Raw genomic sequence first — 11,414 nt, forward strand, 5'->3', positions numbered from 1 at the left:
GGGCTCATCGAGCCGGGGCCTTCGCACGTTCCTGTCCCGGGGTCTCCTCGCCGTTCCTGTCCCGGGGTCTCCTCGCGTTCCGGCGCACCGGCGCCACAACCGGGCGCACGGCGTGTCGCGGCCGGGCGCTCAGCCCTTCCAGCAGCGCGTCACCGTGCCGTCCGTGACCTCGAAGTTCAGCCGCCCCACGAGGTATTCCATCGTGATGATCGCGCCGGGCGGCAGCGAGCGCACCGAGGACCAGCCGTGCTCCCGCGCACGCTCCTCGGCGCTGCTCACCTCCAGTCCGACATAGCTCTCCGGACTGTCCTGCGGCTCTGTGCTGGAGGGGGGAATGGGTGCCATGACCGCCACGTTAGGCGGCGCGCCCCGGTGGCGGAAGCCCGATCGGCGACCAGGAGTCACCTATCCTCCGCCGGTCACACTTCTGTCACAGGATCACGACACGTGTTTCGCCGAACTCCGTCACACGTATGAGGGGTTCCCTCCGTGTTCCGCACGCCTTCGAACGTAATTCGGAACCGTCGGGAGGGCGTCCCGAATAGCCATGTGGAATGCGCGGATCCGTACGGCCGGTGGCGCCTTTCCATTCCCGCGTGCCCTGATTCCGCCGCGTCACGCGGAAGCTGACGCCGCATAAGAAATACACGGTTCCGGCACAGGACCCCCGCACGACATCCGTCGGCTCCGGGTGGCCACTACGGCATCGCGGCCGTGCTCGGCGCCGCCCGAGAACCCTGTCTCTCCAGTGCCCGGGACAGCCGGTCCCGGGCCGTTCCGATCGCGTCGGCGAGCTCGGCGGGTTCGACGATCTCGAACTCGAATCCCATCAGCATCACGTGAATGACCATGACGTCGAGGCTCGCCGCACCGGTGCGCAGAATGCAGCTGTCCTCCCCGGCGGCCTCAAGGGTGCCGGTCGAGGGCGAGATCCGCGCGGCGGCCTCCTCCAGCGGCACCAGCAGCCTGACGACGGCGTTCGTGGCGTACGCGCGCGTGGAGACGCCCTGGGAGACGTACGCGGCCAGATCCTCCGCCGGGGGCGTACGGGGCGTGAAGCGCGGTCCGTGCGGCGGCTTCGGAGTGACGCGGTCGGCCCGGAACGTACGCCAGTCGTCGCGGTCGACGTCCCAGGCGACCAGGTACCAGCGGCGCTCGGTGCACACCAGCCGGTACGGCTCGACGGTGCGGCGCGTCGAGGAGCCGCCATGGTCGCGGTACTCAAAACGCAGCCGCTCGCCGTCGCGACAGGCGTTGGCCAGCTCGGTGAGGACGGCGGGGTCCACGGCGGAGGGCTGCGGACCGCGCAGCATCGGCACGGTGAAGGCGTTCAGGGCGCCGACCCGGCGCCGCAGCCGGCTCGGCAGGACCTGCTCCAGCTTGGCGAGGGCGCGTACGGAGGACTCCCCGATGCCGTCGATGCCCTGCCCGGCCGCCGTGCGCAGTCCGACGGCCACCGCGACCGCCTCGTCGTCGTCCAGGAGCAGCGGCGGCAGTTCGGCCCCCGCGCCGAGCTGGTAGCCGCCTCCCGTGCCCGGGCTCGCGTTGACGGGATAGCCCAGCTCGCGCAGCCGGTCCACGTCACGGCGGACCGTGCGCGGGGTGACGCCCAGCCGCCCGGCGAGGTCCGCGCCCGACCATTCGCGGTGGGCCTGCAGCAGTGAGAGCAGGCGCAGCAGTCGTGCGGATGTCTCCAACATGCTTCCGAGTCTGCCAGCCCTTGCGGACAGCGACTGTCCGCAAGGGAGCCCGTTTCCGGGGGCCGTCGCCGGGGCCCTGCGCCTCCCTGCGGCGAGGGGCCGTCGCCGGGCCCTTCGCCGCCCTGCGGCGAGCGGGACAGCGGTTCACGGCCGGTAGGCGATCTGCGGCACGTCGAAGCAGGTCGCGTTCATGTCCCCCTGGGAGACCCAGCCCCGGCCGTCGCGCCAGCGAGCCACCGAGAGGCAGGCGCGTCGCGTCCTCGGCGGGTTCGCCGCCCGCTCGTACGTGACCGGAATCAGCAGCCCGCCCGCGGTGTAGGGCTCGCCCCGGTCCATGAACGCGTCGACGCACCCGCGCGTGACGCCCGCCCGCGCACACGCTCTCGCCGCGTCCGTGAACCACCGCGCCGCCGCCCACCCCTCCAGCTGCCACTGGGAATGCGTCTTCAGTCCCGCGGTCGCGTCACGGAACTCCCGTACGGCGGGATCGCCGACGTCCTCGTAGTCGCGGCTCGACCCCGTCGCCCACAGCGCGTTGCGGCAGCGCGGTGCGTCCTTGTAGTCCTCGGGCACGCTGGACGTCCAGTTCTGGACGTTGGTGACCTTGGCGGTGACCTGGGCGCCGACGTCGTCCATGGCCTTGCACAGCTGGGCGTTGCCGTGGGTGTCGATGGCGTCGAAGACGAGATCGGCGCCCTGTTCCTTCAGGTCGGCCGCGGCGGCACGGAAGTTGGGCAGCGCGAAGTCGACCTGTTCGGTGACGACCCGGTAGCCCTCGGCCCTGAGCCCCTGGGTGACCAGCCGGGCGTAGGCGGCGGAGGCGGACTGGTTGTAGGAGACGACGGCGGCCGTGCGGGCGCCGTGGACGCGCTTGAAGTAGCGGTAGACCTCGGTGCCGCCGTACAGCTCGCCGTCCCAGCCGGGCGTGCCGTCGCGCGGCGCGAGGCTGCCGTAGATCCCGTACAGGTGCGGATAGGTGTCGTACGCCGGTCCGATGGGCTGGCCGCCGATGTCCGGCACGCGCGCGTGGGACACCCGGGAGGCGCCCGCGTAGTCGAGGGCGGTGGTGGCGACGAGGGCGACGACCTTGTCCTCGTCGATCAGCCGGTGCACGCACTCGTTGTTGCCGACGCCGCTGCCGCCGTCGTCGCACAGCCGCACCTCGACCCGCCGCCCGTCGATGCCGCCCCGTGCGTTGAGCCGGTCGAAGTACGCCTTCGCCCCGTCACGCGGTCCGGTGAAGGCGGAGCCGCCGACGGGGCTGGTGGCGCTGCTGATGACGCCGACGCGGATCGGATCGGCGGTTCCCCGGGACGTGGGCGTGGCGCGGTTCTCGAAGTCGCTCTCGGGGAGCCGGCTGCCGCAGGCCGTGCCCAGCAGGAGCACCAGGCACGCGACGGCGGCCCCGGCCGCTGTGCGCCGCACCGCCGCTCAGCAGCCCGGGGCAGCGCTCGAGGATGCGTCGCCGCTCAGCTGGACCAGCGCGCAGAGCGTTTTGACGGAGACCTTCCAGGTGCCGTCCTGCTCGACGGCCGTCCCCGAGGCGTTCGGCAGGGCCGTGGCTCCCTTCAGGGTCAGCGTGTAGGTCACGTTCGCGTCGGTCGGCGAGGTGAACTCGACCTTCTCGACCTTCGCCTTCACCTCCTGGCCGCGCTGGTCGCCGTTGAAGCCCTGCAGCACCTGCGCCAGCTGATCGCCGTTCTCCAGAACGGCCTGCTTGTCCTTCGCGGAGACGGCCGGGTCGAAGAACTTCTCCCAGTTCTGCTTGATCTCCTGCTCGGCCGCCGCCGGGTCGGGCGGTGCCGTGGCGCTGGGCTGTGCGCTGGTGGACTGATCGACGGAGGGTGTGGGCGGAGCCGTACTCGCGCCGCCGCTGTCGTCGCTGCATGCCGTGAGGGCCGCGGCGAGGACGAGAACCGCCGTCGCCGCCACCGCCCGCGCGTTCCCCCGCCTGAGGTCGCTCCCGAGAACCATCTGGCTCACCACCGGGTGTCGGTCCGGGCCATACGCGCCCGGTGCTTTCAGGGTCAGCTTCCAGAGGGCATAGTGCAAGCCATTGGCTGACATGGACAGATACACGACGTGTGGGAGTCCGGATGCGGACAGCTCGACTGCGGACCGTGCACCCCGTCCTGTGGGCCGGCTGGACCGCGCTCGCCGCCGGGGCGGTGCTGTGCGTCATCGGCTGGTACGGCATCTCCGGTGAGCGATTCGCGGAACGTCAGCTGCCCTACCTCGCCTCCTGCACCGTGCCCGGAGCCGCGCTGATCATCGCAGGCGCGGTGCTGCTGACGCACGGCAGGAACGCGCGGGCGGCGGCCCGTGTCGAGGAGCTGTACGGGCTGCTGGTGGCCGCCGGGCCCGTCGACGCCGAGGAATCCGCGCGGGCGGCGGCCGCTCCGCTCGCCGTCAGCGGCGACCTCCTCATGGTGCCCGGGGGCACCCTGTACCACCGCGCGGACTGCCCCCTGGTCGTCGGCAAACCGGAGGCCGTGCCGGCCGACTCGCGCGTCCTGGCGAGCGGGGACCTCGGGCCGTGCCCCATCTGCGAACCGGACGACGCCGACGAACCCGACGCCGACGGGCACGGGCGGCCCTCCGCCGCCCATGGTGGGCCGCCCCTCACCGAACGGCCGTCCGACCCCGAGCGAGCGCCCACCGATCCGGACGACTGATGGCCTCGCTGACGTACGACCTCACCCTCGCCGGTCTCTCGGTCGGCAGCGCCGCCGCGCTCACGGGGATCGGGCTGGTCGTCACCTACCGCGCCACCGGCGTGCTCAACTTCGCCCAGGGCGCGATCGCGATGGTGTGCGCCTATCTGCTGCGTCAGTTCACGGTCGAGTGGGGCTGGCCGCTCGCGCTCGGCGCCGCGGTGACGCTGCTGCTGGTGGCCCCGGCCATCGGCATGGCCCTGGAGCGGTTCGTGTTCCGGCCGCTGTCCGTCCTCGGCGGCGACCCGGCGCAGACCCTCGTCGCGTCCATCGGTGTCTTCGTGCTGCTGGTCGGCGGGGCGGCGCTGGTGTGGGGCACGGGGGCGCGGGCGGACGCGCCGACGCTGGTGTCGGCGGATCCGTGGGGGCAGCTGGCGGTGGCGGTGTCGCTGGCCTTGGGGGTGGGCGCGGTGACCCGCTGGACCCGCTTCGGCACGGAGCTGCGAGCCGTCGTCGACGACCGCTCGCTGTCCGTGCTCGGCGGTATCGACGCGGACCGGGTGGCCGCGGCGGGCTGGGCCTTCGGCTCGTTCACGGCGGGCCTGACGGGCGTGCTCCTCGCGCCGTACGTGCGGCTGGACCCGTACGGCATGCCGCTGCTCGTCCTGGAGGTGATGGCGGTCGCGGTGGCCGCCCGGATGCGCAGTCTGCCGGTGGCCGTCGTCGTCGCCCTGGGCATCGGCGTCGCGCAGAGCCAGCTCACCCGGCTGCACCCCTCGGGGTGGGCGGAACCGCTGCTCCAGGCGGTCGGTGCCAACCTCTTCGTGGTCGCGCTGCTGGTCGCCGCGCTCGTCCTGCCCGGCATCGGCGCCCGCGACGCGCTCCCGCGCACGGCACCCGCCCGCGTGTCGACGCCGCCCGGGGCCTGGGCCGTGGCCGTGGTCCTTTTTCTGCTGCCCCTCGGTCTCGCGGGCTCGGACCTGCACACCTCGGTCCAGGTTCCCGCGCTCGGTGTCGTCCTGCTGTCCCTGGTCGTGGTCACCGGCCGCGGCGGCCAGATCTCGCTGGGGCAGGCCGCGTACGCCGGTCTGGGCGCCCTCTTCACGGCCCTGCTGGCGGCGGGCCGCTTCCCGGGGCTGCCCCGGCTGCCGGAGCTGGCCGCGCTGGCGGTGGCCGTGCTCCTGGTGGCGCCGCTCGGTGTGCTCACCGGATGGCCGGCCATCAGACGGCACGGTCTGGCGCTCGCGGTGGCCACCTTCGCGGTGGGCGTGGGCGTCAGCCGCTTCGTCTTCGCCCAGCCGTACGCGGTGGCCGGTCTGTCGCTGGGCCGGCCCGCCGGGTTCGACGGCGACCGCGCGTACTACGTCCTCGAACTGGTCCTGCTGGTGGCCGCGCTGCTCGCGGCGCACACGCTGCGCCGGGGCCGGACCGGCCGCGCCCTGGCCGCCATGCGTGACCACGAGGCGGGCGCGTCGGCGGCGGGCGTCCGCGTCCCGGCCCTGAAACTGACCGCGTTCGTCGCGGGGGCCGCGCTGGCCGCGCTGGGCGGCGGCATGCTCGGCATGGGCCTGCGCGCCTTCGACGCCACCGCCTACGACCCCGTCCGCGGTCTGCTCTGGTTCGCGGCGGTCGTCGTGCTCGGTGCCGACAGTGTCCTCGGGGCGCTCGTCGCCGCGGCGCTGCTGGTCGGGCTCGACGCGGGGGCCCGCGGCGGGGTGGCCGCGGCCCTGGTCGGTGTCCTCGCCGTCCTGGTCGGCCGCTTCCCCGAAGGCCCCTACGAGGCGCTGCGCGCGGCGACGTCCCGGCTCCGGCTCCACCGCGGGGCGACCCTGACCCCGCTGGGCGCGCGGGTCCGCCGGAACCTGCGCCCGGCGGCGGAGGCGCGCCCCGCGGCCCCCGTGCCACGGGCGCCCGCAGGGGCCACGGCTCCGGCAGACCTGTCCCGGAGGCAGCCGAGAACCTCCGACCGACCACACCCCGCCTCCCCCGCTTCCCGCCGTCCGGGCCGGCCTGCCCACGGGCCGGGGAGCCCGCCGGACCCGCGGCGTCCGGCACGCGGTACGCACCCGGCACGGCAGCCGCGACCGGGACCGGCGTCCGCGGCGCCGGGCGCCGGTCCTCCTCCCGCGGTACCGGCCGGGCCACCCGGCCGCCCGGCGCCCGCCGAGCCCCCGGCTCCCCCCGTGGCGGCCGAGTCTCCTGGCCGATCCGGCATGACGAGCCCGGCGGCGGACGGCACCCGCCGCCCCGCCCGGACTCCGTCGCCCCCGCTGACCGCCCGTCGGCTCCACGTCGCCTACGGCGGGTTCACCGCTCTCGACGGGGTCTCACTGGACATCCCGCCGGGGCGGGTCACCGCGGTCGTGGGGCCCAACGGTGCCGGGAAGAGCACCCTCTTCCACTGTCTCGCGGGCACGCTGCGGCCCTCGGGCGGACGGGTGCTGCTCGGCGGGCGGGACATCACCCGACTCGCGGCGCACGCGCGGACGCGGCTGGGGATCGCGAGGACCTTTCAACAGCTGGCGGTCTTCCCGTCGCTGACCGTGGCCGAGAACGTGCGCGTCGGCGCCGAGCAGGGGCGGATCGCCGATCCGGGGGCGGTGGAGCGGGCGTTGCGCCTGTTCGAGCTGGACGGGCCGGTGCGGTCGCTGCCCGCAGCGGGGCTGCCGACCGGGACGCTCCGGCGCGTCGAACTGGCCCGGGCGCTCGCCGGAAGCCCCCGGGTGCTGCTGCTCGACGAACCCGCGGCCGGCCTCGACACCGGTGAGGTGACCGCGCTGGCCCGCGTGCTGCGGGCGCTGGCCGCGGACGGCATGGCCCTCCTGGTCGTCGAGCACGATCTCGATCTGGTCGCCGACCTGGCCCACACCGTCCACGTCATGGCGGCCGGACGGATCGTCACCTCGGGGCCCGCCGACCGCGTCCTGGACACGAGGACCGGCGGATGAGGGGCATCGCCCTGGGCCACGCGCGCGTGCGCTACGGCCCCCTGGAGGCCCTGCACGGCGTGACCCTGGTCGCCCCCGGCCCCGGCCTCACCGTCCTGCTGGGCCGCAACGGCTCCGGGCGTACGACCGTGCTGCGCGCCCTCGCCGGGACCGTGCCGCTGTCCGCGGGAGCCGTCGTCTGGGACGGCGCCGACGTGACGCGCGTGCCCGCGTTCGAGCGGGCCCGGCGCGGACTGTGCCTCGTCCCGGAACGCCGGGCCGTGTTCGGTTCGCTGACCGTCCGCGAGAACCTGGAGCTCGCGGCGGGCGACATCACGGCCGCCCTGGACGCCTATCCGCACCTGTCACCGCTCCTCCCCCGCCGCGCCGGCACCCTCTCCGGGGGCGAACAGCGCATGCTCGCCCTCTCCCGCGCCCTGCTCGCCCGCGCGCGCGTGGTGCTCGTCGACGAACCCGCGCAGGGTATGTCGCCGACGGTCGCGGCCCGGACGTACGAGCTGCTCGGCGCGCTCGACGCGTGCGTGGTGGTCGCCGAGCAGCGCATGCCGCCGGGGCTGCGCGCGCGGCCGGGCCGGACGACGTACGTCCATGAACTGCGCCGTGGCGCCGTCGTGTTCAGCGGAGAGGCGGCCGAGGCGGCGGCCCGGAGCGGGGCGCGGCCTAGGGGATGACGAGCTGCGTGCCCGGCTTGAGCCGGTCCGGACTGGTACCGATCTTCTTCGTGTTGGCCTTGTAGAGCGCCTGCCAGCCGCCCTTGATCCGGTACTTGCGGGCGATCGACGAGAGTGTCTCGTCGGCCTTCACCACATGGAAGCGGATCTGCAGTCCGTACTTCTTGGCACAGGCGGGCCAGGCTCCCCACCCCTGGACGGCCAGCACCTTCTTGGCGACCTTGATCTGCTGCGCGCGGGTGGCGAGATCGGCGCGGGGTGCGTAGGCGAGCCCCCCGAACTGCTTCCAGGTGGGCGGCCAGAACTGAAGCCCCCCGTAGTAGCCGTTCCCGGTGTTCGCGTGCCAGCGTCCGTTGCTCTCGCACTCGGCGAGACAGCCCCAGGGCCACTCGTCGTCCGCGCAGTCGTAGGACACCCCGGCCGTCCGGGGGCCGGGAAGCGCGGATCGCGGCACGGCGGCCGCGGCCTGGGGAACGAAGGCGGCCAGTACGGCGGCGACCACGGCCGCGTACCGGACGCGGCCGCCCGGCGAACCGGGCACGGTCCACTTGGTCGGCAGGGTCCGGCTGGTCGGCATGAAAGGCATCGGGCCACGCTAAGCAGCCCGTCGCCCCCTCCCGCCCAGCCGCGCCCGGCGCGCCCAGGGCCCCACCCGGTCGGACGACCGCCCAGGGCCCCACCCGGTCGGACGACCGGGCGGGGCCCCGTGCCCGGGACGAGGGGGAGCGGGGCTCAGACGTCGAGCCGCTGCCCGGGCACGATCAGGTCGGGATCACCGCCGATGACGGTCTCGTTGGCGGCGTAGAGCTTCCGCCAGGTGGTCCCGTGCCGCGCGGCGATGGCACTCAGGGTGTCGCCGGCGCGGACGGTGTAGTCGCCGCGGGACGAGCCGCGGTTGGTGTGGCCCGACGGACGTGCCGGCGTCTTCGCCGGTGCCTGCTTCGCCGGGGCGGACTTGGGCGCCGACTTGGGCGCCGACTTGGGCGCCGACTTGGGCGCCGACTTGGTGGTCGCCGCTCCCGCGGCCGACCCCGCACCCGAGGCGGGCGCGTTTCCGTAGGCTCCGGCGCGGGCCGAGCAGGTGGGCCAGGCCCCCCATCCCTGTGCGTGCTGGACCTTGGACGCGACGGCTATCTGCGCGCTCCTGGAGGCCTGGTCGGCGGTCGGCGCGTAGGCCGTGCCGCCGTAGGCGCGCCAGGTGCCGGCGGAGAACTGAAGCCCCCCGTAGTAGCCGTTGCCGGTGTTGATGTGCCAGTTGCCGCCGCTCTCGCACTGGGCGATGCGGTCCCACACTCCACTGTCGGCCGCGGCGGCGTCGCCGGTCGCGGCGAGCAGTCCGAGCGGGGCGAGCAGTGCCGCCCCGGCGAGGACCGCCGTCGTACGCGTCTTGTTCGCCGTACGAGCCTTGTGACTGTTCTCGTGAGTGCTATCGGCACATGCGGACATGTAGTTCCCTCTCCAAACACCCGGGGTCCCCCAGGACGGGACGCGGCGGCCCGCGTGTAGGACGCGGCCGTCGCGCTCCGCCCCCGTCCGCCGAAGGCTGTGCTGTAGTGCGGTGTGGTGCGGCCGGCGGACGTACCCGAGCGGTGCTCTGTGCACACGGCGCAGGAATCTATGGAGCCGGGCGCCCCGATATCAACCAACTCTTTGTCATTCGAGGCCAGTTCGCCGTTACCGCAGGTATCATCGATTTTCGGCCACCCACTTCATTGGGTGATTTCCGGATTTGTCGACCTGCTCCCTCCGGGATCTGTGACCCAGTTCACCCCATCAACTTCCCTACGCCTCGCAGAAGTTGACTCGGAGTAACCAATTCCGGGGGCGACTTCACCCTGGGCGTCGGATGGTTCGATTCCGTTCGCTCTCGAGCGTGACTCCGGCCACAGATCACCCGTTGACATCTTCATGAGCCGGGAACCCCCGATTCATGGGCCGGGAGCCACCCGGCACCGCCACGCACCGCATCCCGAGGAGCCACCGTGCCGCGCATGCTCGACGTCAGCGACGACGTACGCGCCGAGATCGGCGACGAAGAAGCCGACCGGCTGCTCGCCGGAGAGAACGCCCCCGGCAGTTACGACTGCACGTCGTGCCGCACCCCGGGCGACTCGCAACAGGAGCGCACCAGCACCGTCCTGTTCATCGGCGACGAGACCGCCGTCCTCGCCTTCGCCCACGCCACCTGTCTGCCCTCACAGGTCGTGCAGGTGACCGAGGAGCAGCTCCAGGGCGCCGTCCGCTCGATCCACCCCGACGGCCCGCCCGCGGACTCCGCCCCCGAGCAGGCCGTGCTCGGCGTCACGAGCGGACTCATCCTCATCAACGGCGAGTTGCACCCGGCGCTCGTCGTCGAACCGACCGGGCCGATCGTGCGCCCCGGCTCGACCGACATCGGCGACGACTTCCTGCCCCTGCTGATCGAGCAGGGCTTCATGCCCGCGACCGAGCTGAACTCGGTGCCGCCGGTCCTGCACGGCTGGTCCGTGCTGCTCGCCATGGGCCAGCTGCACGCCGTGCTGCAGCCGGGCACCGGCGGCGGCTCGCCCGTCGCCTGGTGGCAGGCGCACCAGGCGCTCCAGGTCACCGAGAGCTGGCGCGCCGCCGCCAACAAGCACCAGCAGGTGCTGCTGTTCGCGGCGCCGGTCGGCTCCATCGGCCGGCAGCCCCGGGAGGACCTGCTGCGCGACGCGCTCGACAAGGCGGCGGCCAACGGCAAGCTGGTCGCGGCGGCGATGCCGCTCGCCGGTACGTGAGGGCGGGGCGGTACGCGCGCGCTCGGCGGGGTTCGCCGGGGAACTGAGGGCATCCGGCCGGCTCCGGCCGGGGAGGGTTGTCCGCGCGGTTCCCCGCGCCCTCGCGCGCGCCGGTCACTCCGGATGACCTACGAAATGACCGCATCGGCCGCATCTGTTGAGCGGCGGGGTCGTTGGCACGTATGTGCACACCTACGACGTCCCCGGCCGCCGGCCCTTCCAGCCGGTCCCTCCCTCGGGCTCCTCCCACCGTTCGAGCAGAGAGGTGCCGGCGTCGCGACCGGTGCAGAACCCTCAGGACGACCCGTCCCCCACGCCGATCTACGACGCGCTCCACGCCGAGTGGGTCAGATCCTTCAGGACTCTGCCCGGCGACCGGCACGGCGAGGAGGACCTGGGCTTCAAGGCCTTCGGGAGCCTCGGGCGCGGTTCGAACTCGTACAGCTCGTCGAGCTCGTACAACTCCTACAGCTCGTACAGCGCGGGGGCGCAGACCGCGCGGCAGATCGCCGCTCAGCACGGGCAGACCTCGACGGCGACCGCCGTCTGGCAGCCGGGCGCGCGCCAGCACGGCACCGGGATGCTCCACATCCCGGCCGCGCTGCCGCCCGCACCGCGCAGGGGTCTTTGAACGGCGGGACCTCGAGTGGCGACGCTATGGGGCGGCTCCGGTGGGAGCCGCCCC

10 protein-coding genes and 1 pseudogene are annotated in these 11,414 nt (G+C 73.7%); 5 read left to right on the forward strand and 6 right to left on the reverse strand.

Annotated features, from left to right (window positions below; translation table 11 throughout):
- Positions 1-129: 129 nt before the first annotated feature.
- From ACFWBT_RS37295 to ACFWBT_RS37310, 4 genes are all read right to left on the reverse strand, one after another.
- The gene (locus tag ACFWBT_RS37295; protein WP_385707577.1) at positions 130-345 is read right to left on the reverse strand and encodes an I78 family peptidase inhibitor; all 216 of its coding nucleotides are present in this window, start codon (positions 343-345) and stop codon (positions 130-132) included.
- Between the two features lie 353 nt (positions 346-698).
- Positions 699-1,700 (reverse strand): helix-turn-helix transcriptional regulator, encoded by a 1,002-nt coding sequence (locus ACFWBT_RS37300; RefSeq protein WP_385707578.1) that lies wholly within the window; start codon positions 1,698-1,700, stop codon positions 699-701.
- Positions 1,701-1,844: 144 nt separating this feature from the next.
- On the reverse strand, positions 1,845-3,125 hold the full coding sequence (locus ACFWBT_RS37305; RefSeq protein ID WP_385707580.1) for an ABC transporter substrate-binding protein: 1,281 nt from the start codon (positions 3,123-3,125) through the stop codon (positions 1,845-1,847).
- Positions 3,126-3,131: 6 nt separating this feature from the next.
- Positions 3,132-3,674, reverse strand: a complete 543-nt coding sequence (locus ACFWBT_RS37310; RefSeq protein ID WP_385707582.1) for a hypothetical protein — start codon at positions 3,672-3,674, stop codon at positions 3,132-3,134.
- 122 nt (positions 3,675-3,796) lie between these two features.
- On the opposite strand from ACFWBT_RS37310, the pseudogene ACFWBT_RS37315 reads away from it, so the two are divergent.
- The 3 genes and pseudogenes from ACFWBT_RS37315 to ACFWBT_RS37325 form a co-directional block, all read left to right on the forward strand.
- Positions 3,797-4,270, forward strand: a pseudogene (locus tag ACFWBT_RS37315) (hypothetical protein); the annotation flags it as partial.
- Between the two features lie 104 nt (positions 4,271-4,374).
- Positions 4,375-7,302, forward strand: a complete 2,928-nt coding sequence (locus ACFWBT_RS37320; protein WP_385707584.1) for an ATP-binding cassette domain-containing protein — start codon at positions 4,375-4,377, stop codon at positions 7,300-7,302.
- The gene (locus tag ACFWBT_RS37325; protein WP_385707586.1) at positions 7,299-7,973 is read left to right on the forward strand and encodes an ATP-binding cassette domain-containing protein; all 675 of its coding nucleotides are present in this window, start codon (positions 7,299-7,301) and stop codon (positions 7,971-7,973) included. Before ACFWBT_RS37320 ends, ACFWBT_RS37325 begins: the two co-directional genes overlap by 4 nt.
- Here the strand turns inward: ACFWBT_RS37325 and ACFWBT_RS37330 are convergent.
- Together ACFWBT_RS37330 and ACFWBT_RS37335 are read right to left on the reverse strand one after the other, a co-directional pair.
- Positions 7,963-8,550 (reverse strand): transglycosylase family protein, encoded by a 588-nt coding sequence (locus ACFWBT_RS37330; protein ID WP_385707594.1) that lies wholly within the window; start codon positions 8,548-8,550, stop codon positions 7,963-7,965. The two genes, ACFWBT_RS37325 and ACFWBT_RS37330, sit on opposite strands and share 11 nt — an antisense overlap.
- A 155-nt stretch (positions 8,551-8,705) precedes the next feature.
- The gene (locus ACFWBT_RS37335; protein WP_385707588.1) at positions 8,706-9,419 is read right to left on the reverse strand and encodes a transglycosylase family protein; all 714 of its coding nucleotides are present in this window, start codon (positions 9,417-9,419) and stop codon (positions 8,706-8,708) included.
- A gap of 536 nt (positions 9,420-9,955) precedes the next feature.
- Between ACFWBT_RS37335 and ACFWBT_RS37340 the strand changes: the two genes are divergently transcribed.
- On the forward strand, positions 9,956-10,729 hold the full coding sequence (locus ACFWBT_RS37340) for a hypothetical protein (protein WP_385707590.1): 774 nt from the start codon (positions 9,956-9,958) through the stop codon (positions 10,727-10,729).
- Between the two features lie 283 nt (positions 10,730-11,012).
- Positions 11,013-11,360, forward strand: coding sequence for a hypothetical protein (locus ACFWBT_RS37345; RefSeq protein ID WP_385707592.1), 348 nt, complete (start codon positions 11,013-11,015; stop codon positions 11,358-11,360).
- The last annotated feature ends 54 nt before the right edge of the window (positions 11,361-11,414 follow it).

It is taken from the genome of Streptomyces sp. NPDC060027 (assembly GCF_042737005.1).
Classification (GTDB): Bacteria; Actinomycetota; Actinomycetes; order Streptomycetales; family Streptomycetaceae; genus Streptomyces.